At 57.9% G+C, this 24,782-nt stretch carries 24 protein-coding genes and 3 pseudogenes; 10 read left to right on the forward strand and 17 right to left on the reverse strand.

All coding sequences use genetic code 11. The features are described 5' to 3' along the window. Window positions 1-69: 69 nt before the first annotated feature. On the forward strand, window positions 70-864 hold the full coding sequence (locus ACYZT2_RS14990) for an SDR family NAD(P)-dependent oxidoreductase (RefSeq protein ID WP_461965133.1): 795 nt from the start codon (window positions 70-72) through the stop codon (window positions 862-864). A gap of 72 nt (window positions 865-936) precedes the next feature. Here the strand turns inward: ACYZT2_RS14990 and ACYZT2_RS14995 are convergent, their stop codons facing one another. The 10 genes from ACYZT2_RS14995 to ACYZT2_RS15040 all read right to left on the reverse strand — a co-directional run bounded on the left by ACYZT2_RS14995 (window position 937) and on the right by ACYZT2_RS15040 (window position 10,532). Continuing rightward, window positions 937-2,640: an alpha-keto acid decarboxylase family protein gene (locus ACYZT2_RS14995; RefSeq protein ID WP_461965135.1), complete on the reverse strand. Its 1,704-nt coding sequence runs from the start codon at window positions 2,638-2,640 to the stop codon at window positions 937-939. Between the two features lie 144 nt (window positions 2,641-2,784). Beyond that, window positions 2,785-3,861, reverse strand: a complete 1,077-nt coding sequence (gene paaE, locus ACYZT2_RS15000) for a 1,2-phenylacetyl-CoA epoxidase subunit PaaE (RefSeq protein ID WP_461965137.1) — start codon at window positions 3,859-3,861, stop codon at window positions 2,785-2,787. 26 nt (window positions 3,862-3,887) lie between these two features. Further along, window positions 3,888-4,394 (reverse strand): 1,2-phenylacetyl-CoA epoxidase subunit PaaD, encoded by a 507-nt coding sequence (gene paaD, locus ACYZT2_RS15005; protein WP_461965139.1) that lies wholly within the window; start codon window positions 4,392-4,394, stop codon window positions 3,888-3,890. Next, complete coding sequence (paaC, locus tag ACYZT2_RS15010; protein WP_461965141.1) at window positions 4,381-5,142, reverse strand: 1,2-phenylacetyl-CoA epoxidase subunit PaaC; 762 nt, start codon at window positions 5,140-5,142, stop codon at window positions 4,381-4,383. The genes paaD and paaC overlap by 14 nt, the downstream gene beginning before the upstream one ends. A gap of 8 nt (window positions 5,143-5,150) precedes the next feature. Next, the gene (paaB, locus tag ACYZT2_RS15015; RefSeq protein ID WP_129439364.1) at window positions 5,151-5,432 is read right to left on the reverse strand and encodes a 1,2-phenylacetyl-CoA epoxidase subunit PaaB; all 282 of its coding nucleotides are present in this window, start codon (window positions 5,430-5,432) and stop codon (window positions 5,151-5,153) included. Beyond that, a complete protein-coding gene (gene paaA, locus ACYZT2_RS15020) occupies window positions 5,425-6,411 on the reverse strand; it encodes a 1,2-phenylacetyl-CoA epoxidase subunit PaaA (RefSeq protein WP_461965143.1) in 987 nt (328 codons plus the stop codon). Before paaA ends, paaB begins: the two co-directional genes overlap by 8 nt. 42 nt (window positions 6,412-6,453) lie before the next feature. Continuing rightward, a complete protein-coding gene (gene paaK / locus ACYZT2_RS15025; protein ID WP_461965145.1) occupies window positions 6,454-7,794 on the reverse strand; it encodes a phenylacetate--CoA ligase PaaK in 1,341 nt (446 codons plus the stop codon). 2 nt (window positions 7,795-7,796) lie between these two features. Next, on the reverse strand, window positions 7,797-8,588 hold the full coding sequence (paaG, locus tag ACYZT2_RS15030; protein ID WP_461965147.1) for a 2-(1,2-epoxy-1,2-dihydrophenyl)acetyl-CoA isomerase PaaG: 792 nt from the start codon (window positions 8,586-8,588) through the stop codon (window positions 7,797-7,799). A gap of 191 nt (window positions 8,589-8,779) precedes the next feature. Beyond that, complete coding sequence (locus tag ACYZT2_RS15035; RefSeq protein ID WP_461965149.1) at window positions 8,780-9,925, reverse strand: acyl-CoA dehydrogenase family protein; 1,146 nt, start codon at window positions 9,923-9,925, stop codon at window positions 8,780-8,782. Between the two features lie 88 nt (window positions 9,926-10,013). Then, window positions 10,014-10,532, reverse strand: a complete 519-nt coding sequence (locus tag ACYZT2_RS15040) for an acyl-CoA thioesterase (RefSeq protein WP_461965151.1) — start codon at window positions 10,530-10,532, stop codon at window positions 10,014-10,016. Between the two features lie 476 nt (window positions 10,533-11,008). Between ACYZT2_RS15040 and ACYZT2_RS15045 the strand changes: the two genes are divergently transcribed. Further along, window positions 11,009-11,749 carry an SDR family NAD(P)-dependent oxidoreductase gene (locus ACYZT2_RS15045; protein ID WP_461965153.1) on the forward strand — a complete coding sequence of 247 codons (741 nt, stop codon included), beginning with the start codon at window positions 11,009-11,011 and terminating at the stop codon, window positions 11,747-11,749. Window positions 11,750-11,803: 54 nt separating this feature from the next. After that, window positions 11,804-12,718: an HpcH/HpaI aldolase/citrate lyase family protein gene (locus ACYZT2_RS15050; RefSeq protein WP_461965155.1), complete on the forward strand. Its 915-nt coding sequence runs from the start codon at window positions 11,804-11,806 to the stop codon at window positions 12,716-12,718. Here the strand turns inward: ACYZT2_RS15050 and ACYZT2_RS15055 are convergent. From ACYZT2_RS15055 to ACYZT2_RS15075, 5 genes and pseudogenes are all read right to left on the reverse strand, one after another. After that, complete coding sequence (locus tag ACYZT2_RS15055; protein ID WP_461965157.1) at window positions 12,698-13,402, reverse strand: TetR/AcrR family transcriptional regulator; 705 nt, start codon at window positions 13,400-13,402, stop codon at window positions 12,698-12,700. The two genes, ACYZT2_RS15050 and ACYZT2_RS15055, sit on opposite strands and share 21 nt — an antisense overlap. Window positions 13,403-13,985: 583 nt before the next feature. After that, window positions 13,986-14,736: pseudogene (locus tag ACYZT2_RS15060) on the reverse strand (Mu transposase domain-containing protein); the annotation flags it as partial. Window positions 14,737-14,971: 235 nt separating this feature from the next. Next, window positions 14,972-15,496 (reverse strand): cupin domain-containing protein, encoded by a 525-nt coding sequence (locus ACYZT2_RS15065; RefSeq protein ID WP_461965159.1) that lies wholly within the window; start codon window positions 15,494-15,496, stop codon window positions 14,972-14,974. A 246-nt stretch (window positions 15,497-15,742) separates the two neighbouring features. Beyond that, window positions 15,743-15,940, reverse strand: coding sequence for a YbdD/YjiX family protein (locus tag ACYZT2_RS15070; protein ID WP_461965161.1), 198 nt, complete (start codon window positions 15,938-15,940; stop codon window positions 15,743-15,745). A 15-nt stretch (window positions 15,941-15,955) separates the two neighbouring features. Then, window positions 15,956-16,399, reverse strand: a pseudogene (locus ACYZT2_RS15075) (carbon starvation CstA family protein); the annotation flags it as partial. 181 nt (window positions 16,400-16,580) lie between these two features. Here ACYZT2_RS15075 and ACYZT2_RS15080 point away from each other — a divergent pair. The 4 genes and pseudogenes from ACYZT2_RS15080 (at window position 16,581) to ACYZT2_RS15095 (ending at window position 19,278) form a co-directional block, all read left to right on the forward strand. Next, complete coding sequence (locus ACYZT2_RS15080) at window positions 16,581-16,760, forward strand: hypothetical protein (RefSeq protein ID WP_461973310.1); 180 nt, start codon at window positions 16,581-16,583, stop codon at window positions 16,758-16,760. Next, window positions 16,708-17,571, forward strand: a pseudogene (locus tag ACYZT2_RS15085) (TolC family protein); the annotation flags it as partial. The gene ACYZT2_RS15080 and the pseudogene ACYZT2_RS15085, both read left to right, overlap by 53 nt. After that, window positions 17,568-18,707, forward strand: coding sequence for an HlyD family secretion protein (locus ACYZT2_RS15090; protein ID WP_461965163.1), 1,140 nt, complete (start codon window positions 17,568-17,570; stop codon window positions 18,705-18,707). The pseudogene ACYZT2_RS15085 and the gene ACYZT2_RS15090, both read left to right, overlap by 4 nt. Continuing rightward, the gene (locus ACYZT2_RS15095; RefSeq protein WP_461965165.1) at window positions 18,697-19,278 is read left to right on the forward strand and encodes a DUF2955 domain-containing protein; all 582 of its coding nucleotides are present in this window, start codon (window positions 18,697-18,699) and stop codon (window positions 19,276-19,278) included. The genes ACYZT2_RS15090 and ACYZT2_RS15095 overlap by 11 nt, the downstream gene beginning before the upstream one ends. Here the strand turns inward: ACYZT2_RS15095 and ACYZT2_RS15100 are convergent. Next, window positions 19,263-19,583 carry a hypothetical protein gene (locus ACYZT2_RS15100; RefSeq protein WP_461965167.1) on the reverse strand — a complete coding sequence of 107 codons (321 nt, stop codon included), beginning with the start codon at window positions 19,581-19,583 and terminating at the stop codon, window positions 19,263-19,265. The two genes, ACYZT2_RS15095 and ACYZT2_RS15100, sit on opposite strands and share 16 nt — an antisense overlap. Then, window positions 19,580-20,506, reverse strand: coding sequence for a helix-turn-helix domain-containing protein (locus ACYZT2_RS15105; protein ID WP_461965169.1), 927 nt, complete (start codon window positions 20,504-20,506; stop codon window positions 19,580-19,582). The genes ACYZT2_RS15100 and ACYZT2_RS15105 overlap by 4 nt, the downstream gene beginning before the upstream one ends. Window positions 20,507-20,667: 161 nt before the next feature. Here ACYZT2_RS15105 and ACYZT2_RS15110 point away from each other — a divergent pair, with 161 nt between their 5' ends. The 3 genes from ACYZT2_RS15110 (at window position 20,668) to ACYZT2_RS15120 (ending at window position 24,554) form a co-directional block, all read left to right on the forward strand. Next, a complete protein-coding gene (locus ACYZT2_RS15110; protein WP_461965171.1) occupies window positions 20,668-22,026 on the forward strand; it encodes a glutamine synthetase family protein in 1,359 nt (452 codons plus the stop codon). Window positions 22,027-22,167: 141 nt separating this feature from the next. Beyond that, window positions 22,168-23,256 (forward strand): polyamine ABC transporter substrate-binding protein, encoded by a 1,089-nt coding sequence (locus tag ACYZT2_RS15115; protein ID WP_461965173.1) that lies wholly within the window; start codon window positions 22,168-22,170, stop codon window positions 23,254-23,256. Next, window positions 23,253-24,554, forward strand: coding sequence for an NAD(P)/FAD-dependent oxidoreductase (locus ACYZT2_RS15120; RefSeq protein ID WP_461965175.1), 1,302 nt, complete (start codon window positions 23,253-23,255; stop codon window positions 24,552-24,554). The genes ACYZT2_RS15115 and ACYZT2_RS15120 overlap by 4 nt, the downstream gene beginning before the upstream one ends. Window positions 24,555-24,782 lie beyond the last annotated feature (228 nt).

Consider the following 24,782-nt stretch of genomic DNA (forward strand, 5'->3'; position numbering starts at 1 on the left):
TCGAATCAATTACGGCGGACCTTGAGTCCGCCTTTTGTGTCGTTACATCATCCATCGGAGGAAGTAAGCATGAACATATCGTTGCACGGAAAGCGCGCGATCGTCAGTGGTTCCACGGCCGGTATTGGTCTGGCTATTGCTTTCGGTCTGGCCGAGGCGGGTGCTGAAGTGGTCATCAACGGGCGTAGCGAGGAGAGGGTGCGCAAGGCTATCGAGCACATTCTGAGCCGACTGCCGGGTGCTCGGCTGATCGGTCTTGCAGCCGATCTGGGAACCGTGGAAGGCGCGCAGGAACTGTTCTCCAAAGTCTCGAATGTCGACATCCTGGTGAACAATCTGGGGATCTTCGAGCCCAAGGGTTTCTTTGATATTACCGATGCCGACTGGCAGCGTTTTTTCGACGTCAACGTGATGAGCGCAGTGCGTCTGTCACGTCACTATGCACCGGCCATGGCTGAACGTGGCTGGGGTCGAGTGTTGTTCCTGTCCAGTGAATCGGCGTTGCAGATTCCGGCTGAAATGGTCCATTACGGCACCACCAAAACCGCGCTGCTGGCAATCTCTCGTGGTCTGGCGGAAACGCTGGCCGGCACCGGTGTGACGGTCAACGCGGTACTGCCGGGGCCAACGCGTTCTGAAGGTGTCGGCGGTTTCTTCGCGCAGATGGCCGAAGAACAAGGCGTGCCGTCTGAGCAGCTGGAGAAGAGCTTCATCGCGCAACATCGCGCAAGCTCGCTGATCAAGCGTTTGGCGACGACTGAAGAAGTGGCGAATCTGGTGGTCTATCTGGCGTCGCTTCAAGCCAGCGCAACCACCGGTGCGGCGATGCGTGTTGATGGTGGCGTGGTTCGCTCCATCGCCTGATGCAGAGGGTGACCGTTGAAGGTCACTGGAGGCAAGAAGGCATGGGCGGTGACCACCGCCGATGCCTTTGGCTCAGACTGCCATCGACAACGTTTCGGTCGCTTTGGGACTGGGACCGAAATCGAAATCGGCAAACATCTTCGCGAAACGCTTGAGCGACTCTGGGGCATCCATCCGCTCCATCATCACTTCGATAAACACCAGCTCGTTGGCTGTCGCCGCCTGTTCGACAGCGGCCTCCAATTGATCTTCGGTGTGCACGATCAGCCGTCGAGAGCGATTGCGCGTGTCCAGTACATACGGCAGCTCGGCGTAACGCCATCGGTTGACGTCGTTGTAGCTGGAGTTCTCGCCGAGTATCAGGCGCTCGATGGTATAGCCGTCGTTGTTGATCAGGAAAATAATCGGCTTGAGGTCGCGACGCAGAATCGATGACAGCTCCTGCACGGTCATCTGGATCGAACCGTCGCCGATGAACAGCATCTGCCGGCGTTGCGGTTGGGCCACCAGCGAGCCGAGTAGGGCCGGCAGAGTGAAACCGATAGCGCCCCAGATCGGCTGGGAAATGAAGGTGACATCTTCCGGCAGGCTCAAACCGTTGAGACCGGCTGAAGAAGTGCCACTTTCAGCGATGATCAGATCGCCCGGTTTTATGAAGTGACTGATGCGTTGCCAGAAGCGCAGTTGGCTCAGCTTGGCATCCGGTTGTGGCTCGAACGGCGTGACTGAACGTTGCTCGCGCAACTCGCGCATCGGCCAGGCCTGGAGGCGCTTCGTGGCCAGCTGAAGAACGCCCGCCAGCACTTGTCGCACCGATACGGCGGTGTAGTGGACACGGTTGAGGGATACGGCATAGGGGTGCAGCTGAATCAACGAGCCGGCTCTGAATTTTTGCGAAAACAGACCCGTGCTCGTGTCGGTAAATCGAGCGCCGATGCTGATCACGCAGTCTGAGTTTTCAATCGCTTCACGTACGCTCGGAGCCGAACCAGCGCCGACGTAGGTCCCGAGAAACAGACGATGCGATTCCGGCAGCATAGCCTTGGCTGGGGCCATGGTTGCAAACGGTACGTTCAGCGTTTCAGCCAGGCTCTGCACCAGGCCGGTCAGACCAAAACGCGAGACATCTGCATCCACCAGTAGCGTCGGCGTGCTGGCGTGTGAAAGGCGCTGGACGATCTGCTCAACCACTTCCTTTAGTTGGTTCGGATCACTGCGGGTTTCGGTCAACTGCAATGGATGTTCAGGCACTTCGATTTGCAGCGTGGCGAGGTCCGACGGTAGCTGTAGATATACCGGTCGTCGCTCTCGATAACAGGTCAGCAACACCCGGTCGATTTCCGCTGCTGCGTTTTCCACCGTGATGCGGGCTTGCGCCACTGTGAACTCGCGCAGGGTGATCATCACGTTGTCGTAGTTGCCGTCGACCAGCGTGTGGTGCAACAACGCGCGGTCGAGAATCGCATGCAGGGGCGGCATGCCGGAGATCAGAATAACCGGTACGCGTTCGGCGTAGGCGCCGGCGATGCCATTCAGCGCACTCAGGTCGCCGACTCCATAGGTGGTCAATACGCTGCCAAAGCCCTGGGTCCGGGCATAGCCGTCCGCGGCATAGGCTGCGTTGAGTTCATTGCAATTGCCGATGAACTCGATTTCGTTCGAGTACTCGACCTGTTCGAGGAATGCCAGGTTGTAATCCCCGGGTACGCCGAACAGATGACGAATGCCGAATTCGCGCAAGCGTCGCAATAAAAAATCACCAATAGTCATGTCCATGATTCGTTTTTCCTCAGAGTTCCTTGATGAGTCGAGTCTTCTCTGCGCAAAAGGCAGTTCAAAGGCGGCTTAGGCAGGCAGGTACCAGAAAAGGGCGGTGCTGAATGTGCTGCAGCAGCGGAGCAGTTTTCTTGTTGTGGGGCTTCAAAGTTGATCGAAATCCAGCACCACTCGATCAGAAAGGGGAAAGCATTGGCATGAGAGAACGAAGCCTGCTTCGATCTCGTAATCTTCAAGGGCGAAGTTGCTGTCCATCTCCACTTCACCTTCGACCAACCTGGCCTTGCAGGTCGAACAGACCCCGGCCTTACAGGCGTAGGGCAGTTCTGCGCCGTTCTGGTTGCCGGCGTCGAGAATGCTCAGGGTGTTGCGCGGCAGCTCGAAGGCCAGGCTGTTGCCATCGCTGATCACAGTGATCAGGCTGGTTCTGACGGTGTCTGTCGGGGCGGCCTCGCGAACGGCCTGTTTGCGGCCGGCTGACGGGCTGGCGAACAGTTCGCAGTGCACCCGTGCGGGGTCAAGCTGGTGCTTGATCAAAGCTTGACGAACCTCAATGGTCATCGCATGCGGGCCGCAGATAAACGCATGATCCAGCGCTGCGACGTCGATCCAGCGAGTGAAGAATTGCCGGCATTTTTGCCCATCCAGGCGACCGTTATAGAGGTCGACATCCTGGCGCTCGCGGCTCATCACGAAGATCAGCTTCAGGCGTTCCAGATAGCGGTCTTTCAGGTCCCCTAGCTGCTCGCGAAACAGTGTCCCGGAACTGGAGCGATTGCCATAGAGCAAGGTGAACTGGCTATGCGGTTCCTGCTCGAGCGTGGTCTTGATAATCGACAGCAAAGGCGTGATGCCACTGCCGGCTGCGACGCCCAGATAGCGGCCGTGACGTTGCGCGTCCAGCTCGACAAAAAAATTGCCGTTTGGCGCCATGACGTCCAGATAATCGCCGACGACCAGCGTTTGATTGGCGAACTCGGAGAAGCGCCCGCCGCTGACTTGCTTGACCGCCACCCGCAGCTCGTTTTCATGTGGAGCGCTGCAAATCGAGTAGGAGCGGCGGATCTCTTCGCCATCCAGTTGCGTGCGCAGTACGAGGTACTGGCCCTGCTGAAACTGGAAGGTGTCGCGCAATGCCCCGGGCACATTGAAGAGAATCGAAACCGCATCGCGGGTTTCGCGCCGAATGTCCCGGACCTCCAGTGGGTGAAAGGTGTTCATGGATTTCTCCTAAGTCAGCTACAGACTCAAATGCACTTGAAGTAGTCGAAGGGCTCTTTGCAACGGCGGCACCGGTACAACGCCTTGCAGGCGGTCGAGCCAAACTCGCTGACGGTTTCGGTATCGAGACTCGCGCATTGCGGGCAGGGCACCGGGCCGGATTTTTCCTGTGGCGGGGCGATGCCGTAGTCCAGCAGGCGTTGCCGGCCCTGGTCGGTGATCCATTGCGAGCTCCAGGCTGGCGCTAGTCGCTGTTCCAGATAGGGCGTGGCATAGCCTGCGCATTCCAGCGCCTGGCGCACACGTTGCTCGATCATTTCGGTCGCCGGACAGCCGGAATAGGTGGGTGTCAGCACCACCTTCAGCCGGCCGTCCTGGAACAGAATGTCGCGCACGATGCCCAGGTCGACCAGGCTGACCACCGGCACTTCCGGGTCCATCACCTGTGCCATGAGCGACCAGGCGTTTGGCAGGTCCTCGGCCTTCGCCCGACGACCACACCAGTCGGACGCGATCAGCTCACCAGCGTGCATCTGGGTAAGCTCGTGGTAGAGACTGCATGGTCGCCAAAAGCGGGCCGAGGTTTTCCGTGTGCCGTCCCTCGATGCCACTCAAGTAGAAGTAGCGCGCTGGCGGCGGCAGGTTCAGGGTTGCGCGGGCGAGGATGTCCTCTACGGTCTCGCGCCAGGCGTTCACCAGCAGTTGTGGGTCGCTGCTCAAACCGGCTTGATACTGACGCTGCTCGCGCTCGCTGACTGTGCACAGTTCATGAGTGAAGCGCCACAGCTGATCCAGTGCACTCTGCATCCGTTGATGGCTGTAGTCGGTGCCGTCGCCCAAGCGCAGCATCCACTCGCTGGAGCGGCGCAGGTGGTAGGTAACTTCTTTCAGCGCTTTGTTGGCGATAGCGGCGACCATCTTGTCGCTCGAGTTCTGCAAACCCTGCAGCCGATGAAAGTGCCAGGCGTCATACAGAAATTGGCGCACGCAGGTTTGCGCATAGTCTCCGTTGGGCTGTTCGACCAACAGCAGATTGCGATACAGATGTTCATCGCGCAGAAACGCCAAACGGTCGGCATTGCGCCCGTCATTGAGCAGTTCGGCAGCGTACTCCAGCCAGTTGCGAGCCTGGCCGACCAGGTCGAGGCCGACATTCATCAGCGCCAGTTCTTCCTCAATGGCCGGGGCATGCCCGCACAGCTCGCACAGGCGCTGGCCGGTGATCAATGCGCTGTCACCCATTTGCAGCAGATAGTCGATTAGCTCGTCGGTTTGATTCATGATCTGGCTCACATATGCCCCACTTCGTCGGGCAGCTCATAAAAACTGGCGTGCCGATAAACCTTGTCCTGAGACGGTTCGAACAGCATCTCCTTGTCTTGCGGGTTGGAGGCGGTGATCTGGTCCGCCGCGACCACCCACAGGCTGATTCCCTCATTGCGCCGGGTGTAGAGCTCGCGAGCGTTTTCGATGGCCATGCGTGCATCGGTGGCGTGCACGCTGCCAACATGTTTGTGGTTGAGGCCGTGCTTGCTGCGCACGAAGACCTCATACAGCGACCATTCAGACATGCGCGGCCTCTCGGTTTTTTTCTTGTTGTTTGCGAGCGTGGGCGGCTGCCGCCTGGCGTACCCAGCTACCTTCTTCGAAGGCTTGGCGGCGGGTATCCAGGCGCTCTTGATTGCACGGGCCATGACCTTCGAGTACGTGGTAGAACTCATCCCACTGGATCTCACCGAAGTCGTAGTGACCGCGTCCGGCGTTCCACTTAAGGTCCGGGTCCGGGACTGTGCAACCGAGGAATTCCAGTTGCGCGATGGTCTGGTCAATGAAACGCTGACGCAGCTCGTCGTTACTGTTGCGTTTGATCTTCCAGGCCATCGATTGCGCGCTGTTGGGCGAGTGCGCGTCACTTGGCCCGAACATCATCAGCACCGGCCACCAGAAGCGATTGATTGAATCCTGAACCATTGCCTTCTGTGCCTCGGTGCCTTGTTTCATCATCACCAACAGCAGCTCGTAGCCTTGGCGCTGATGGAAACTTTCTTCTTTGCAGATCCGCACCATGGCCCGTGCATAGGGGCCGTAGGAGGTCCGTTGCAGGACTACCTGATTGACGATCGCGGCGCCGTCGACCAGCCAGCCGATGGTGCCGACATCGGCCCAGCTCGGCGTTGGGTAGTTGAAAATGCTCGAGTACTTGGCTTGCCCGGCATGCAAGCGGGCGATCTCCTGGTCGCGGTCGGCGCCGAGTGTTTCTGCGGCGCAATACAGGTACAGGCCATGACCGGCTTCATCCTGGATTTTCGCCATGAGTTGCAGCTTGCGTTTGAACGTTGGGGCGCGGGTGACCCAATTGCCTTCCGGGAGCATGCCGACGATTTCCGAGTGGGCATGTTGGGATATCTGACGGATCAGTGATTTTCGGTAGCCGGCGGGCATCCAGTTGTCGGGCTCTATTTTCACTTCAGCCTGGATTTTTTCCATAAAGGCGGCTTCTTCGTCAGACTCGTGGGTCGAGCCGAAATCCTTTTGCGATGAAGATTGCATGAGCAGTTCCTCGTGTGAATCGAAGACGTGTGAGGTGCGCAATCAGTACTCGCCGCGTCGATCGAAGACGTGGCAAGCCTTTCCTTCCGAGCGCTTGAGCGTGTGGTGGGGCTGTAACTTGATCTGCGTGCTGATGCCGACATGGACCTTGATCTGACGGCTGAATTCGCGACACAGCGCATCCCGCTCAGGCTCGCTCAGCGCGGCGTGCTCCGGGCGCAGTTCGACATGCACTTCAAGGCTGTCGAGGTTGCCGCTGCGATAGATGTGCAGCTCATAGATCGGGCTCAGCGGCGCCTGCTTGAGCAGTTGCTCCTCGATCTGCGTCGGGAACACGTTGACCCCGCGGATGATCAGCATGTCGTCGCTGCGTCCGGTGATTTTGTCCAGGCGGCGCATGGCTCGACCAGTGCCTGGCAACAGTCGGGTCAGGTCACGGGTGCGATAACGAATCATCGGCAGTGCCTCGCGGCTGAGCGAGGTCAGCACCAGCTCGCCGAACTGCCCGTCGGGCAATACCGCGCCGGTGTCGGGGTCGATGATTTCAGGATAGAAATGGTCTTCCCAAAGTGTCGGGCCGTCTTTGGTGTCCAGGCATTCCATGGCAACGCCCGGCCCCATCAGCTCGGACAAACCATAGATATCCAGTGCCTGAATGCCGAGCCGTTGTTCCAGCTCGCTACGCATCTGCGCGCTCCACGGCTCTGCACCGAAGATGCCGACCCGCAGTGACAGCTCTTCGGGGGTGATACCCTGACGCTCGATTTCTTCGGCGATGTTGAGCATGTAAGACGGCGTGACCATGATGATGTCGGGACGAAAATCCTGGATCAGCTGGACTTGTCGCGCGGTCTGCCCGCCAGACATCGGGATAACCGTGCAGCCGAGTTTCTCCGCACCGTAATGTGCGCCCAAGCCACCAGTGAACAGGCCGTAACCGTAGGCAATGTGAATACGGTCGCCGCTGTGCCCGCCCGCCACGCGAATAGAGCGGGCCACCAGTGAGGCCCAGATATCGATGTCGTTGCGGGTGTAACCGACCACTGTAGGTTTGCCGGTGGTGCCACTGGATGCGTGCAGACGAACCACTTGCTCCATGGGCACGGCGAACAGCCCGAAAGGGTAGTTCTCGCGCAGCTCGGCTTTGCTGGTCAACGGGAAGCGTGCCAGATCTTCCAGGTTGTTCAAGTCGTAAGGATGAACTCCAAAATTATGGAACTGCTGGCGATGCCACGGGACGTGGGTGTAGGCGTGTGACAGGCTCCATCGCAAACGTTGCAACTGGTGGTGCCGCAGTTGGTCGATCGACGCGTGTTCCAGTGCGTCATCGTGAGTATTGAGCAGCGGTCTGACCGCAGTGTCCAAACGTGCGATTGCGTCCATTTTCAACGACCCTTGAAGTGAGTGCTGCGCTTCTCGATAAAAGCGTTGAGGCCTTCACTGAAGTCCTCGCTGTGCCCTGCCAGCGTCTGCAACTCGCGTTCCGTTTCAAGCTGCTGATCCAGGCTGTGTTGCTGGCTTAAATCCATGCAGCGCTTGAGCAGGCCGAGAGCGTAGGTCGGTTGCGTGGCAAGGTGCCGAGCCAGCAGCAGCGCTTCGTCTGCAAGCTCACTGTCATCTACGCAACGCCAGATCATTCCCCACTGTTGTGCTTGTTCGGCGCTGATGCGCTCGCCCAACATAAACAGCGCTTTGGCTCGAGCGCTGCCGATCAGGCGTGGAAGTACCCAGCTGACGCCTGAATCGGGTATCAGGCCAACCTTGCCGAAGGCCTGAATAAAACTGGCGCTACGGGCCGCGATGACCAGGTCGGCGGCAAGAGCGATACTGGCTCCAGCTCCGGCGGCTACGCCGTTGACGGCGCAGATCACCGGAATTGGCAGGTCACGCAAGGCTCTGATCAGCGGGTTGTAGTCATGCTCGAGCAGGTCGCCCAGGTTTGCTGGTGTTCCGTCAGGATTTATCTGCAACGACGCCAGATCCTGCCCTGCGCAAAACGCCCGGCCTTTGCCGGTCAGCAACAGGGCGCGAATACCTGGATCTTGCCGAACCAGAGCCAACGCTAGGCGCAGTTGCTCGTGCATGTCTGCGGTAAAGCTGTTGAATTGGTCCGCACGATTCAGAACCACGACAGCAACACCTTGATCCACAGAGAAAAGAATGTTCTCGCTATTCATCTCAAGCCACTCATCATTGATGCAATCGGTTGTACCGGCACACGGCGGTTAACCACGCAGTGAGGCTGATACAACGTCGCACGCAGTGTTGTGCATTCGATAAGGCATCACAGCTCAACCTAAAGCCGACAGCACACTGTTTAGAGTGCGCACGATCAACCGGCTATTAAGTTGGCTGCATTGCTGTTTTGTTATTCTGTATGGGATGCCAGTCGAAGCATTTGATTGAAGATATTTTTTTGATGCATTTCTTCTGTGCCGCCGACACTGGCAAAGCCCAGAGCATCTTTAACAAAGGTAGCGATGCCACCTTCGTGATAGCCGATACTGCCATACAGTTTTACCAGGCTTAGTGCAGTGTCTATCAAGTCTTGGGCACTGGTAAGTTTAGCGATGGAACAACTCATCAAGGCCTGCGGATGACCATTAAGAAGTTGGTACAGCGCGGCATAGACCATCCAGCGATTGCGCTCCATGCCAATGGTCATATTGATCAGGCGCTTTTGTACATATTGGTGGCTGTCGATTGAACTATTGAAGCTTTGTCGCTCGGCGGCGTAGCGCACGGCGTCGGCAACATAAGGCGTTGGCAGGTTGACTGCCACCAGACCGTAATAAAGTCGGCCCAGAGAAATAATGTCGATCAGTTGTTGCAGGCCGCGACCGGCTTTGCCCAGTACTTGGGAAGCCTGTACCTGAATGTTGTCGAAGTACAGCGGGCCGGTAGGTAGATTCTTGTTGCCGAGCTTGTCATCCGGCTCGCCTCTGCTCAGGCCTTGCATGTCGCCGTCGAGCAGGACCAGCGCGATATTCTGCTTTGGCGTATCGGCCAGTTTGGTCACGATCAGCATGAAGTCGGCGATCGGTGCGTGAGCGATATTGTATTTGCTGCCGGTCAGGCTGTAGCCGTCGGCGGTAGGGCTGAGCGTGCTGTCGATGCTTCTAACGTCGGTACCGGTGCCGGGTTCGGCGATCCCGGTGGCGCTGATTGCGCCGTTGAGAATCGCCTGAAGGTATCGGTCCTTCTGGCTTTCGTTGCCATACAGCATCAACGCCCGAACCATACCGGCCTGAGCGATGACCGATAGCAGCAGCTCTGGTGTGCGGATCGAAGAGGCCAGCCCTTCAAGCGCCGCAGTGAAGCCCCACCAGTCTTCTCCCGTGCCGCCGTGACTGGATGGAATTACCAGTTTCCATAGTCCCTCCTCGCAGAGGCGGCTCCAACCGGCATGGTCGAACCCAACCGGTGTGCCTTTGTTTGCACTTGCCAATTGCCCGCCGATTTCACGGTATTTCTCGAGCAGGCTTCGTTGTTCGGTAGTCCAGGACAGCAGCATATTTGCGTTACCTATCAATACACCCCAGACGCTGGCCCGGTGGCATCGGCCAGCGATCATTGTTCGAGTCGTGTTCGGGTTTCGATCACTATTCCTGGAAGGCCAGAACCTGGTTTTTGAATTCGTCGGGGACGGTGATGGTGCGATTGCCCGCATAGTCGAACATCACATGTTTGGACAGGCCTTTAGCGACAGTGGTTTTCCCTGCATCGCTAAGGTGCATGATGTGCTCCATCTCGAAGCTCTTGTTGCCGAACTCGATAACACGGCTGGTGACAGTCACTATGTTGCCATAGACCGCTGGCTTAACATATTCGCAGGAGGTCTTGACCATGATGTGCGGGAGCTTTTGATCCTTCGGCAGGCTCAGCAGGTTGTGCATGTAGCTCAGGTAGGCGTGCTGTAAGTAGTCGTAGTAAACAGGGCTGCTTACATGACCCATCGAGTCGGTGTCGCGATATTTAACTTCGATGACGGTATCAAATCCATTGTTGCCCATTGCAGTACCCTCTTGGCTTAGTGAGACGTCAGAGTTGTGCGGCCGAGAAGCGTTGACGCGTTCATCAAAGCGTTGAACTTTATGACGCTTTGAGGACTCATGGTTCAAGGCGCTCTCAGTGCTTGTCACAACTTGTTACTCATAGTACGGCACAGGTATTAGTGTGGCTACTCGCATTCCGGTACGCTCGAAAAGACTGACAAAACCTCCAACTTGGCGAGCGCGGACTTATCGATAGGTAGCGCAGAGTCGCTGTTCTCGGTCTTGTTTTATCTGAGGGGCGCGTAAACAGAAGAGTAACTTCAGTTCGTCTAAGTCGGGCGTACTCGCATTTTCAGAAACGCTGTTGGATCGATAGTGTCGGACAATACGCATTAAAGGCCGAGTAGGAAATAAATGCGAGTAATAAGTCGCTTTAGACTGCTCTATTAACCAAGGGCTGTCTGTTTGGCATGCGAGTAGTGAGGCTGTCCGGGTTCTTTTAGCATAAGCGCTCGTCGTTCTGGCTTGTCCAGTCGAGTGGGTGGGTACCTGATCAAGGCTCACGCCGACCTGTAACGGAATGCTCAAGGAGTCCCGCCCAGATGTCTTCATCACAACCCGTGGCCGTAGTGACCGGCGCCGCCAGCGGCATTGGCGCAGCCACTGCACGACACTTGCACCAGTTGGGATTTTTGGTCGCCGGCCTGGACATGAATGCGCAGGGGCTGGAGGAAACGATCGGTGGGCTGGGTAGCCAGCACCGCGGGTTTGTTGCCGATGTCTGTGACGAGCAGGCGCTGGCTCGGGTGTTCCAGCAGATCGATGACTGGCAGGGGCGGATAGACGCCCTGGCAACCTGTGCCGGGGTAGTCGATACCTCACCTTTTGATTCGCTCACGGCTGCGCGTTTCCGAACACTTATGGATATCAACCTGATCGGGACCTTCAGTGTCGTGCAATTGGCTGTGCCGCGAATGAGCCCGGGTGCTCGCATCTGCACTGTGGCCAGTGTCGCTGGGCTACGCGGTGGTGGGCTGGCCGGGACTCTGGCCTATGCCGCCAGCAAGGGCGCGGTGGTGACCATGACCAAGGGCCTTGCCCGCGAATTGGGCCCTCGAGGTATTAACGTCAATTGTGTCGCCCCCGCCGTGATTCGTACCCCGATGCTCGATGACACCACTCGTCAGGATGGCCAGTTGCAGCGTTTGCATGAGATGACCGCATTGCGTCGTGAAGGCTCGGCAAACGAAGCCGCCGAGGTTATCGCGTGGTTGTTGTCCGGCAAGGCCTCATTTGTCAGTGGTGTGACCATTCCGGTGGATGGCGGCCTGACCATGCTCTAGAAGCACCTCGTATTTTTTCCCTCTCTCAACCCAACAGATCATCAGGAAGATGCTATGGCTATGTCCCCCGAAAACCCGTTGGCGCTATGCCGTACGTTCTTGTTTGTACCAGGCGCAGAAGAGGTCGCGCTGCATGCGGCACTGCAAACGGGTGCCGATGTTCTGGTACAGGAACTGGAAGATTTCACGCCGCCGGCCAGGCGCGCAGAGGCCCGCGCATTATCGGCGCGAGTCATGGACCATTGGCGCGAGTGCGGGCGTATCACTTCGGTGCGCATCAATCCCTTCGAAACGTGCGGCCATGATGATCTGAGTGCGGTTATGGCCGGCCGGCCGGCAATCATCATGATGTCGAAAGTCGAATCCACTGAGCAGATGATCGAGTTGGACCAGCAAATTACCCGGCTGGAGTCGATGCTTTCGATCAAGCAGGGCTCAACGCTGATTGTCCCGAACATCGAAACCGCCCTGGGTGTGGTGCGAGCGATCGATATCGCGCATTCGAGCCCGCGAATCAAGGGCATGCTGGTAGCGACTGAAGATATGGTCGCTGACCTCGGTGCCGGGCGCAGTAGAGAAGGGACCGAGCTGTTCTATCCCCGATCCCGTTTTCTCCTTGAATGCGCTGCTGCCGGAGTCCTGGCGATTGATTCGCCTTATACCTTTGCTGATGACGAGGGCGCCGAAGCGGACATGCGCTTTGCACGCTCTATCGGTTATCAGGCTAAAGGTGTGGTCAATCCGGATCACGTGGCCGTTGCCAATCGCTATCTGACGCCGACAAGTGCTGATGCCGAGTTGTCAGTTCGCCAGATCGCGGCCTTCGAACAGGCTGCCAGTGGCGGTAAGGTGCGGGCAGAAGTGGATGGGCTAATTGTTGAGGTGCCAAGCTATCTACAATCCAGACGGCTGCTCAATCGTTATGAGCAATTGTGCGCGGTGCAGGCGTCACGCCGCGGGGGCGCATGAGTGCGCCATGCGGGCGTTGGTGCGGTTTTTTGCAATCCGTCGCGCGCGGGAAACCAGTAGCGAAGTGTTGTTGGCTGTCCCGCACAGATAGCCCATGACTGAGTCGCAGATGGCTTTTTCGATAGCCTTGGGGCAAAAATCGGGGCATTCGATCACATAGGCATGTACCAGTGACCTGATCATCCGGGTCACTAGCCAGGCGGCCAGCTGGATATCGTTTTGCACCAGTTGGTCGGCCCAGCGCCCCAGCAGGTCCTGCACCATCAGCGGGATTTCCGCTTTATAGGCATCCTCGGTCGTCTGATCATTCAAGAACGAAAACTCTTGCTCCAGCAGTCGATGCAGCTCCGGCTCCTTCGTATGTGGGGTCATGAACGCTCGTACCAAGTACTCGATATGCCCTTGCAGGCTGGAGATGTCTGAGCGGGTCAGAAGGCCTTGGATGGCTTCGTGAGTGGCCTTGACCTTGCGATAGTGCAGGGCGGCTATCAGTGAGTCTTTGTTGGGGAAATACTGATAGACCGATCCGACGCTGACGCCGGCCAGCTGTGCGACCAGGTTGGTATTGGTCCCGGCATAGCCATGCTTGACCACCACGTTGGCAGTGGTTTCGAGGATGGCCTCGACCATCATTTTCGAACGAGTCTGGGTGGGGGACTTACGAGGATGTTGGATTTGCTTCACGGATAACTCCAGAGTCTGTCTATTTTCCCTGTATCGAAGTTATTGCACCTGGGACCGCTGGGACGACGCCGAACGCCGCCTCTGGAGGACTTGCTCCTTTTGGGGGCGCGCGACTCCTCTGCGTGGAAGCAACCAAGCTCCGGCAGCGTATAGATGTCCCTGGCGCAGCAACTTATTTACCGTGACGATTCTTGATCCTTGGTAGGCGTTCGAAAATGCTTTTATGTGCAGTTTATAGTTAGCGCTCAGGACATGTATCAAGCGCGGGAGTAGGGTTATGCTAGTGCGCTGTTCTCGAAATGACTTTTCTGCGGCCTTGGCTACCTGTTACTCCAGGAGCGATATCCGGCGCGGCGACGGTCGATCAGATCCGATCTATAACCTGAGGCTGCGCAAGACGTTTACTGATTCGATAAAGACCAGTTTGCTCATGATAGTTTCGACTACGTTCGACGCTACATTGAGAATTCGCTCGCTGAACTACAGGCCCGTAATCCTGGGATTCAGGTCGCCCTGCGGCGGGTCAGCGACAACCGGTTCACTGTCTCTATTTACGGAGAAGGCAAAGTGGTCTCTGAGTGCGAGCATGTTCACGGTGGCTCTTGGGCATGTGCTCGGTCTGGGTGGTGTGGCGGCCATTGTGCAGCGAGCGTAGGTGGCTGGCCACGCGCTGGTTGGCGTGGAGGCACTCGACGGTATTCGCGGTCAGCCGCACTTCGAGTTGATGCTTCACCAACTGGTACGGCACCGAGTAGTAGTGACCGTCGACCTCGACGTGGTAGTCGATGTGTACCCGCACCGTTTTCCATTCGGCGTAGACGTACGGATGTTCCGGCAGCGATGTCCGGCTCGTAGCGATGCGCCTTGGTGACGCCGCTGCGCAGATTGTCCGGCACCCGGATCTGTGATGTACCACCGAAAAAAGCAAAACATCCGTGCGAGCCCAGCCAGTCGGGCAGTTTCTGTGACCAGGTGGCTTCGGCGAAGGTGTAGCTGGAGGCGCCCAGCACGGCGAGGCCTGGCGGATCTCGCCGGTCTGCCGGTTGATGACTGGCACCGTTCGGCCGGCGTAGTCGACGAACAGCTTTTCGCCTGCGCGGTGCTCCTGGCGCATGGCCACGTCGACCTTGGCGGCCCAGAGCCGGTAGCGCTCGCAGAACCAGCTGTACTGGAATCCCTGGGGATGGTTGAGCCGATATTCCTGCCAGAGCAGGGCCAGGGTTTACGCCAGGGCGGCGCGACTCGGCGTGAGCCTACGCCCAATCAAGCATCGGACGCTGGTCACTGGGAACGGTGGGCAGCTGTGGAAAAAGATGCCGTTGTAACTCGGTGTCCGGTTAATTAAGGGTCAGCGGGGAAACACATATTAGGCTCCATCGATTTTTTACTTAAAAATCAGTCATATAGAAAATAGTAGGGCGTTCCGGTTAATTAGCGACGCTGACACACTTATGGAAAAGTTCCATCCAGACACATCATTTAACATAATATACATTACACGTAACAATGTGTTTCAGGATTAGCCCAGTTGCACGCGGATTTTGAAGCACTCAATTCACCTAAAGCCTCTCATCCTTGTGTCAGCTTTCCAACCAGCTCCGAATGCTCGGGAAATTGCGCTCTGAGCTTCTGCCGACTGCCCATCTCCATATCTGCAAAATCAAACCCTGGTGAAACCGCTTCACTGATCAAACCGTATTTCGCCAAACCATTCATAAGCTGCGAAGCTTTCCAGACGCCGCCAGGTACATGCAGCTGCAAACATTGCCCGGCGATAATGTCGCGGCCCATCACCACAGTATTCAACGTGCCGTCTGGAAAAATCAGGCTGTACTGAATCGGGTTTCCCATATGGAAGTAATGAACGATGTCCGATTGATTCAGGTGGAAATGACCGATCGGCGAATCCTTGGTCAGCAAGTAATAAATTGAAGTCATCAAGTGACGTTGACCACCATTGATCTCGACCATGGCGTGATGATCAGATTGAAAGGTTCTTCGGTAGAAACCGCCTTCGATGTGGGGCTCCAGAGCCAGTGCAGCGATCACTGCTTCATCGTCGGGAATTTGAATGTCGAACTCACTGTTGATCATGTGGATTGCCCTCCTTAAGTTACTGAAACTATCATTCAAATATAGCCGATAGATTATAACTATGCTAAATGGTTGTTTAGTCGTTTTATTGCGATAGCGTTTAACGGCGTGATCGCAGATAGCTTAGAGGCAAGTCTAAAAAGTACAAACGACAAAAAAGCCCGGCTTACTGACGGTAGCGTCTCGAAGATCGCTATCGCCGGCAGGCCGGGCTCCTAAAGCAAAATGCCGCTTAAATGTTTCGCATCAACAGCACTTCGGTCCCGCCTTGCTGCCGTAACGAGCCTCCTGACGTTCCCGAAAGAACGCCTCATAACTCATCAGTGGCTTATCCGGGTGTTTGGTTTGCATATGCTCAACGTAAGTGTCGTAGTCAGGCATGCCAACCATCAAGCGTGCAGCTTGACCGAGGTATTTACCAAGGCGACTCAGGTCATTGAACATGGGCACCCTCCTCCATCAAGCATCCGGCAGAGCCTGGAATGGCGCTTCTTTATCCGTGCGTTCCTTGGTGCCCCAAGCGGCAATGCCGACCTTGAGCGCAAAGAACAGGATGCTGAACACCACGAGCAAAAACAGCGCGGTCAGCGTTGCGTTGGTGTAGGCGTTGTAGATTACGTGCTGCATCTGCTCGATGCTCTTGGCCGGGGCCAGAATCTGCCCATTGGCCAACGCATCGCTGTATTTCTTCGCCAGCGACAGGAAACCGATTGCCGGGTTGGCGTCGAACAGCTTGATGAAGCCTGCGGTGGTGGTGCAGATCAGCAACCAAACGGCTGGCAGCATGGTGACCCAGATGTAGCGTTGGCGTTTCATTTTGATCAGCACAACGGTTGCCAGCATCAACGCGATACCCGCCAGCATCTGGTTGGAGATGCCGAACAGCGGCCACAAGGTATTTAGCGGCGGCACAGTCAACATCGACGCTGAATGTCAGTCCGCTATCGCGAGCAGGCTCGCTCCCACAAGGTTCGGCGTTTCATCACCGCCGCAGGTCATTCCGTCCAGCACTGCTACTAGAGGCGCCTATCTTTGGCATATGATGCCGGGCCTTCGCCTTCCCTCGGTCTGGCCAGGAGTAGAGATGCAGCTCAAACATAAAATCGTCGCCCTCGGGATTCTGCCGCTGGTGTTGGCGATCGCGGTCATCTGCGCGCTGGTGATTTCCCTGAACCGCCAACTGGGTGATCAACAGGCGCAACTGATCGAAGCAACAAGCCAAGACCCAATACCTGGGCACCTTGAGCAGCATTCCGGATTTTGAGGCGCAAGTACTGCGCACCCGTAACGCGTTGGCGGTGCTGATCGGACAACCACCCAGCGCCCTGCCCCAATTGCTCGAAAACGAGGGACTGATCCCGCTGGTGGACCAAGCCGTGCTGCAAGACGTGCCGGCCAGCCTGTTGTTGCGTCGCCCGGACGTGCGCGCCGCCGAGCTCAATGTCGCGGCCCAGTCGGCACTGATCGGTGTGGCACAAACCGACTTCTATCCGTCGCTGACCTTGCTGGGCAGCATCGTCTGGACCACCGATACGTTGAGCGGCACCTCCAACAGCCTGGACCTGATCGGCGGCCCCAGTTTGCGCTGGAACCTGTTTGACCACGGCCAGATCAGCAACAACGTGCGTATACAGGATGCGCGGTTGCAGCAGCTGATTGAGGTTTATCGCGACAAAGTCCGCCAGGCCGCACGGGAAGCCGATGATGCCGCCAGCAGCCTGATCAAATCACTGGAACGCGAGCGCATCCTGGGTGAAGCGCAGGTCGCTGCCGCGCGTTCGTTGAGCCTGGCCAGCACCCAATACCGGGAAGGTTACTCGGACTTCCAGCGCGTGCTGGACGCGCAACGCGCATTGCTCGAACAGCAGGACAATTACCTGCTCAGCCGCAGCAATGCCGTGAGCAACCTGATCGCCCTGTACAAAGCCCTTGGCGGTGGGTGGCACAGCGTCCAGCCAACGGTCGATCAAAATACTCGCCAGCAAATGGAACAACGCACCGACTGGGGCAACCTGCTGAATGAGCCGGTCCCTTCGCAAGCCTCCTATCCCGTGCCAGAAGGTCAAAGCCGATGACTGAACCCTCGCCGCCCGTCACTGAGGCGCCCTCCCCCAAGGCACTCGAGCCTGCCGCTGATCCTGCAAAAAAAGGCATCAAATGGGTGATGCTGCTGGTCGTCCTGAGCCTGGCCTGGTATCTGTTGGCTGATCGTTTCACGCCGTATACGCAACAGGCTCGGGTGGGCGCCTTTGTCATTCCGGTAGCGTCCGAAGTGGCCGGCCGGGTGACCCGTGTGAATGTGCGCAACAATCAGGACGTCAGGGCGGGCGATGTGCTGTTTGAAGTGGATCAGCAGCCCTATCAAATAGCCGTTGACCGCGCACGTGCCGACCTGGAATCAACACGTCGACAAATCGGTGCCAGCACCGCCGGCATTGCGTCCGCGCAAGCCTCGTTGCGAGCGGCCCAGGCCAATGAGCTCAAAGCCCGACAGGATAACGAACGTCTTGAAGGCTTGTACCGCGAAGACCGGGGAACCATTTCCGTGCGCCTGCTCGAAGTCTCTCGGGCCAGCCGTGAACAAGCCGTCAGTCAGGTCGCCGCAGCCCATGCCGAAGTCCAGCGGGCACGGGAGCAGGAAGGCGGCAGCGAGGATGACAACGCGCTGTTGCGCAGCGCCGCCACGGCGTTGTCAAAAGCCGAATTGGACGCGTCCAACACGCAGATTCGCGCACGGTCGGCGGGACTTGTCACCGATCTGCGCACCGATGTCGGACAGTTCGCCACTGCCGGCAGCCCGGTCATGACCCTGATTGCCATCCACGATGTGTGGATCAGCGCGGACATGACCGAAAACAACCTCGGCCTGGTCGAGGTCGGCACCCCTGTTTCGATCGTTCTGGATGCCCTGCCGGGGAAGGTTTTCGAAGGCCGTGTGCGCAGTGTCGGTTACGGTGTCAGCGTCGGTCCGAGCACTGCGCCCGGCAGCCTCCCCAGTGTGCAGAACAGCCGCGACTGGCTGCGTCCGGCCCAGCGCTTTCCGGTGATTATCGAGTTTTCGGAGGACTCAAGGAAAACGCTGTTCGACAGCCGCGCCATCCGTGCCGGTGGGCAGGCTGAAGTCATGGCGTTCCCCACCGAAGACAATCCGCTGAACCTGCTTGGGCGTTTGTTCGTGGGGCTGATGAGCTGGCTGAGCTATGCCTATTAGGGACGTGTCTACTCAGCGCACGCCTCGTGTTCAACGGGCGCTGCGTCTGGCCACAGGCACCGCACTGTGCCTGGCGGCCAGCTTCGGCCTGGGTTTGCCGATCCCGTTTCTCGCGCCGGTGCTTGCCGTGTTGCTGTTGGCCACGCTCAATCGGTCGCTGCCCTTCAAGGCTGGGTTGATTCTCGCACTGGCTGCGATGTTAACCACCGGCGTTGGCCTGTTGTTGATTCCGATCCTGCGTTATTACCCGATCACCGGCGTGCTGCTGATCGGCGTCAGTCTGTTCCTGGCTTTCGGTTTTGGTCTGCGCGGCGGCAACACCTTGATCATGACTTTCCTGATCATTGGCCTGACCATGATTTCCTCGGCCGGCGTCGCCGAGTTCGATCTGGCGATGATGATTATTTTATTGGGCCAGTCCGTTCAGGACAGTGCTGCGGGCAAGGATGTGTACACAGCCTTCGCCGTGCGCATGGGATTGTTTATCGCCCTCACGCTCTATGCCTGCCTGATGGTTTATCTACTCGATCAGCGGCAGCGTACGATCACTGACGCTCATGGAGTGACCTGATAACCCCGCCCTTGCAGGCAACCGTGATAGTCCTGTTTCACGTCCTCGACCGGCGCATAGAACTCGTCATGTTGACGTCCTCGTACCTGCGCATCCGGCGCCCCGGCAGCAGCATCCACCGCAGCACCCTCCGAGGGTGGCGGGCTTGAGGTGCTCTGGCTCGCCGTGACGTTGCTGCACTCATTGATATCCAGCTGGATTTGTTGCGAGTTCTGCCCGTTCAAGGGCACGACCGTTTCGGCCTGAACCTGCGTGCAGACCATCGACATGACGGCACACAGGCTGATAGACGATAACCGACTCATGATGACCTCCGACACGGCCCACTGTGTTTTCGGGCCAGCGTCTGGCTGGGAAGTTCTTGGAACAACGCCCGATAACTGCTGGAAAACCGCCCCAAATGCCAGAACGACCAATTCATCGCCACTTGCGCGACCGTCGTTTCCCCGGCCGTTCGCCTGAGCAGTTCGCGGCGCGCGCTGTTGAGTCGACGCAAGCGTAACCAATGCGTGGGTGTCATCTCGGTATACGCCTTGAACGCATGCTGCAACTGACGGAGCGAAACCCCGGCCACCTGGGACAGCTCCAGCAAATTCAGGGTTTCTTCCGGTGTATCGGCAGCCCATTCGGTGACGCGTTTCATGATGGTTCGCTCGTCCGCCCGGCGCTGCAAACCTGCGCGATCCAGGCACACACAGGCGTTATCGAGGATGTACAAACAGTCCTCCAATAGTTGCTGGGTCAACGCCTCTTTACTCGGCGGATCCAGCGTCTGCGTCAGCCGCGTCAACGTCCCGCTCAACCAGCGGCTGAACAGCGCGTTCTGCCCTGAATTGAGCGGCGACATGAACAAGCCTTCGAGTCGCGCCACGTCCAGGCCATGCCGCTGAACGAACTCCGGACCGAACACCACGGCGATTTCCTGGTAGTTCTCCGGGGTGATCCAGATGTTGCGGCTTTCGCCGTTCAGCACGTACAGCGAGTTGTCGCTGCGATCGAAACAGAACGCCAGCGAGCCTTGCGGGGCACTGAAATTCTGCTCGACGCGGGTGTTCATCTGTTCTTCGTAAATCTCTACGCCTTGCAAGTCCAGATAGCGTACTCGCCCGGCGAAATGCCCCGGCGACATCTGCTGATAGTGCTGCACCCAGCCGGGTGTGGCGCGGATCTGCTCGGCCACGTCGGCGGTGTTGAACGCTTGAACCTGTAACGGATTACACGTTGTCATGGGGGCGCCTTGCGCACTCTTTTGGTGCGCTTTGTGCTGTTTAAAGTGGATAGATGGAACGCCAAGGCTCACCCAAGATAGTCGTCAACGCGCCACAGGGGAAGTGTTCGGTGGATGAAGCCGCTTTCCCCGGCGTCAATAAAACCAACGATGAGGTCTTTATGAATGTCCCTTTCGATCAGCTGCTCACGTGGCTGAAAGATCACAAGATTACCGAGGTCGAGTGTGTGGTCAGCGACTTGACCGGCATTGCTCGCGGCAAAATTGCACCCACCAACAAGTTCCTGCATGAGCGAGGCATGCGCCTGCCGGAAAGTGTGCTGTTGCAAACGGTAACCGGGGACTTTGTCGACGACGACATCTATTACGACCTGCTCGACCCGGCCGACATCGACATGGTCTGCAAGCCCGTCGCCGACGCGGTTTACGTCATTCCATGGGCCATTGAACCCACCGCCATCGTGATCCACGACACGTTCGACAAGTTCGGCAATCCCATCGAACTGTCGCCACGCAACGTGCTGAAGAAAGTCCTGCAGCTTTACACCGACAAAGGCTGGAAGCCGATTGTCGCGCCGGAAATGGAGTTCTACCTGACCCAGCGCTGCGAAGACCCGGACTTGCCGCTCAAGGCGCCATTGGGACGCTCGGGCCGTGCGGAAAGCGGTCGTCAGTCGTTTTCCATCGACGCCGCCAACGAGTTCGATCCACTGTTCGAAGACGTTTACGACTGGTGCGAACTCCAGGGCCTGGACCTCGACACGCTGATCCACGAAGACGGCCCGGCGCAGATGGAAATCAACTTCCGTCACGGCGATGCGCTGGACCTGGCAGATCAGATCACCGTATTTAAACGCACCCTGCGCGAAGCGGCACTCAAGCACAACGTCACCGCGACCTTCATGGCCAAACCCATCGGTGACGAACCCGGCAGCGCCATGCATATCCATCAAAGTGTGGTGGACATCGCCACTGGCCAGCCGATTTTCGCCGATGCCGACGGGCAGATGAGCGAGCTGTTCCTGCACCACATCGGCGGCTTGCAGAAGTACATTCCCAAAGTGCTGCCGATGTTCGCGCCCAACGTCAATTCGTTCCGCCGCTTCCTGCCCGACACCTCGGCACCGGTCAACGTTGAATGGGGCGAAGAAAACCGCACCGTCGGCCTGCGCGTACCCACCTCCACGCCGGACGCCATGCGCGTGGAAAATCGCTTGCCGGGCGCCGACGCCAACCCTTATCTGGCGATTGCCGCGAGCCTGCTCTGCGGTTATCTGGGCATGGTCGAAAAGGTCGAGCCGAGCGCTGCCGTGCAGGGGCGTGCTTACGAGCGGCGCAATCTGCGCTTGCCGATCACTATCGAAGATGCACTGACGCGCATGGAAGAGTGCCCAACCATCGAACGTTATCTGGGGAGCAAATTCGTGCGGGGTTACGTCGCGGTCAAGCGTGCCGAACACGAAAACTTCAAGCGCGTGATCAGCTCCTGGGAGCGGGAGTTCCTGCTGCTGAGCGTCTAGTCCGTAACGGCCCCATCGCGAGCAGGCTCGCTCCCACAGGGGAATGCATTTCAAATGTGGGAGCGAGCCTGCTCGCGAAGACGGTCGCCAGAACACCAATGAAACGCCTGAAGAAACTCAATAATTAAAAGAGGTGGCGATATGCGTCTATTGAAATCCGTGGTTCCGGTCTCGCTGGCCTTGCTGTTCAGTGCCACTGCGCAAGCTCAGCCAAGTGTGAGCGTCTACAACTGGACCGATTACATCGGCGAGACCACCCTCGCCGACTTCCAGGCCAAAACCGGGACCAAGGTGATCTACGACGTATTCGATTCCAACGAAACCCTGGAGGGCAAACTGCTCGCCGGTCGCACGGGTTATGACGTGGTGGTGCCCTCCAACCATTTTCTCGCGCGCCAGGTGAAGGCCGGCGCGTTCCTCAAACTGGATCGCTCGCAACTGCCCAACTGGAAAAACCTCGACCCGAAACTGCTGGCCTTGCTGGAAAAAAACGATCCAGGCAATGAACATTCGGTGCCGTACCTGTGGGGTACCAACGGCATTGGCTACAACGTCGATAAGGTCAAGCAAGTGCTGGGCATCGATCGCATCGATTCCTGGGCGGTGTTTTTCGAGCCAGAGAACCTGAAGAAGCTCAGCCAGTGCGGCGTGTCGATGATGGATTCGGCGGATGAGGTATTCCCGGCGGTCCTGAACTACATGGGCATGGACCCACGCAGCGAAAATCCCGCGGACTTTAAAAAGACCGAAGCCAAACTGATGACCCTCCGGCCTTACATCACCTACTTCCATTCGTCCAAGTACGTGTCGGACCTGGCCAATGGCGACATTTGCGTCGCGTTCGGCTATTCGGGCGATGTGTTCCAAGCGGCGAACCGCGCCAGGGAAGCGAAGAACGGTGTGAACATCGCCTACTCGATTCCCAAGGAAGGCAGTAACCTGTGGTTCGACTTGCTGGCGATTCCCGCCGACGCCAGCAACCCGAAAGAGGCTCACTCGTTCGTCAACAACCTGCTGGATCCGCAAGTGATCGCCAAGGTCAGCACCTCGGTCGGTTACGCCAATCCAAACCCGGCGGCCAAGCAATACATGGACGCGGAGCTGGTCAATAATCCAGAGGTCTATCCTTCTCAGGCAGTTCTCGACAAACTCTACATCTCAACCACCCCGCCCCAGCCGATCATGCGTCTGATGACCCGCTCCTGGAGCAAAGTGAAGTCCAACCAATGAATCAGTACGACAACGAACACGCTCATTCCTATTACGCTGCATCGGCCAAGGGCATGACCCCCTACCCCACGCTGGACGCCGATCTTGAGGCCGATGTCTGCGTGGTGGGCGGCGGTTTTACCGGGGTCAACACCGCGATCGAACTGGCGCAGCGTGGGCTCTCGGTGATTCTGCTGGAAGGCCGGCGGATCGGCTGGGGCGCCAGCGGGCGTAATGGCGGGCAGTTGATCCGCGGCATCGGTCATGACGTCGAAGGTTTCGCCCGTTATGTCGGTCAGGAAGGTGTGCGTTATTTGGAGCGTGCAGGCATCGAATCAGTGGAACTGGTGGGCAACCGCATCCGCGAGCATGGGATCGAGTGCGACCTGCGTTGGGGCTTCTGCGAGCTGGCCAATACTCCGGCGCAGTTCGAGGCGTTCAAGACGGAACTGCAAAGCCTCGCCGAACTGGGTTACAGCCATGAAACCCGACTTGTCGGCCCCGAGCAGATCCGCCAGCAAGTGGTGGGCTCCGATGTGTATGCCGGCGGCCTGATCGACATGGGTTCGGGGCATTTGCATCCGCTGAATCTGGTGCTCGGCGAAGCGCGCGTTGCCGAATCCCTCGGGGTTCGAATATTCGAGCAAAGCCCGGTGCTGGAGTTGATTCACGGCAGCACCGTGCAGATTCGCTGCGCGGGCGGCACGGTGCGCGCCGGCAGTCTGGTGCTGGGTTGTAATGCGCATCTGGAAGAACTCGAACCACGCCTGAGCGGCAAGGTGTTACCGGCGGGCAGCTACATCATCGCCACCGAGCCTTTGGCACCTGAGGTTGCTGCGCAATTGATCCCGCAGAACCTGGCGCTGTGCGACCAGAAAGTCGGCCTCGATTACTACCGGCTCTCGGCGGATCGACGCTTGCTGTTTGGCGGTGCCTGCCATTATTCCGGGCGTGATCCGGAAGACATCGGCGCATACATGCGGCCAAAAATGCTCAAGGTCTTCCCACAGTTGGCGGACGTACGCATCGACTATCAATGGGGCGGCATGATCGGCATCACCGCCAACCGTTTCCCCCAGGCTGGACGTTTGAGCCAGTACCCGAACGTGTTCTACGCCCAGGGTTACTCCGGTCATGGCCTGAACGTGACCCACTGGTGCGCACGGTTGCTGGCCGAAGCGATTCATGCCGGGCACAGCCAGGGGCTGGACGTTTTCAGCGCCGTGCCGCACATGACCTTTCCCGGTGGCAAAGCCCTGCGTTCACCACTGCTGGCCCTTGGCATGTTCTGGTATCGCCTGCGCGAATTGCTCGGCTGACTACCCTTACAGGAGCTGCCGCAAACTGCGCGGCTGACTACCTCCCCTCGTAGGAGCTGCCGCAGGCTGCGATCTTTTGATCTTGCTTTTAAAAGTCAAAAGATCGCAGCCTGCGGCAGCTCCTACAGGGACCGCTTTGGCTCTGAATTGTCTTTTAATTTGCTCAATCGCAAGTCACCTCTATATTGAGGGGGTGCTCTGATTTTCCTGTCTCCTGGCGAGTGCGGC

This window comes from Pseudomonas sp. MDT1-85 (assembly GCF_054898065.1).

Coding starts and splice junctions, on each gene's coding strand:
- ACYZT2_RS14990 (WP_461965133.1), top strand. CDS start 70: ATGAACATATCGTTGCACGGAAAGCGCGCGATCGTCAGTGGTTCCACG.
- ACYZT2_RS14995 (WP_461965135.1), bottom strand. CDS start 2,640: ATGGACATGACTATTGGTGATTTTTTATTGCGACGCTTGCGCGAATTC.
- paaE (WP_461965137.1), bottom strand. CDS start 3,861: ATGAACACCTTTCACCCACTGGAGGTCCGGGACATTCGGCGCGAAACC.
- paaD (WP_461965139.1), bottom strand. CDS start 4,394: ATGCACGCTGGTGAGCTGATCGCGTCCGACTGGTGTGGTCGTCGGGCG.
- paaC (WP_461965141.1), bottom strand. CDS start 5,142: ATGAATCAAACCGACGAGCTAATCGACTATCTGCTGCAAATGGGTGAC.
- paaB (WP_129439364.1), bottom strand. CDS start 5,432: ATGTCTGAATGGTCGCTGTATGAGGTCTTCGTGCGCAGCAAGCACGGC.
- paaA (WP_461965143.1), bottom strand. CDS start 6,411: ATGCAATCTTCATCGCAAAAGGATTTCGGCTCGACCCACGAGTCTGAC.
- paaK (WP_461965145.1), bottom strand. CDS start 7,794: ATGGACGCAATCGCACGTTTGGACACTGCGGTCAGACCGCTGCTCAAT.
- paaG (WP_461965147.1), bottom strand. CDS start 8,588: ATGAATAGCGAGAACATTCTTTTCTCTGTGGATCAAGGTGTTGCTGTC.
- ACYZT2_RS15035 (WP_461965149.1), bottom strand. CDS start 9,925: ATGCTGCTGTCCTGGACTACCGAACAACGAAGCCTGCTCGAGAAATAC.
- ACYZT2_RS15045 (WP_461965153.1), top strand. CDS start 11,009: ATGTCTTCATCACAACCCGTGGCCGTAGTGACCGGCGCCGCCAGCGGC.
- ACYZT2_RS15050 (WP_461965155.1), top strand. CDS start 11,804: ATGGCTATGTCCCCCGAAAACCCGTTGGCGCTATGCCGTACGTTCTTG.
- ACYZT2_RS15065 (WP_461965159.1), bottom strand. CDS start 15,496: ATGATCAACAGTGAGTTCGACATTCAAATTCCCGACGATGAAGCAGTG.
- ACYZT2_RS15070 (WP_461965161.1), bottom strand. CDS start 15,940: ATGTTCAATGACCTGAGTCGCCTTGGTAAATACCTCGGTCAAGCTGCA.
- ACYZT2_RS15080 (WP_461973310.1), top strand. CDS start 16,581: ATGCAGCTCAAACATAAAATCGTCGCCCTCGGGATTCTGCCGCTGGTG.
- ACYZT2_RS15090 (WP_461965163.1), top strand. CDS start 17,568: ATGACTGAACCCTCGCCGCCCGTCACTGAGGCGCCCTCCCCCAAGGCA.
- ACYZT2_RS15095 (WP_461965165.1), top strand. CDS start 18,697: ATGCCTATTAGGGACGTGTCTACTCAGCGCACGCCTCGTGTTCAACGG.
- ACYZT2_RS15100 (WP_461965167.1), bottom strand. CDS start 19,583: ATGAGTCGGTTATCGTCTATCAGCCTGTGTGCCGTCATGTCGATGGTC.
- ACYZT2_RS15105 (WP_461965169.1), bottom strand. CDS start 20,506: ATGACAACGTGTAATCCGTTACAGGTTCAAGCGTTCAACACCGCCGAC.
- ACYZT2_RS15110 (WP_461965171.1), top strand. CDS start 20,668: ATGAATGTCCCTTTCGATCAGCTGCTCACGTGGCTGAAAGATCACAAG.
- ACYZT2_RS15115 (WP_461965173.1), top strand. CDS start 22,168: ATGCGTCTATTGAAATCCGTGGTTCCGGTCTCGCTGGCCTTGCTGTTC.
- ACYZT2_RS15120 (WP_461965175.1), top strand. CDS start 23,253: ATGAATCAGTACGACAACGAACACGCTCATTCCTATTACGCTGCATCG.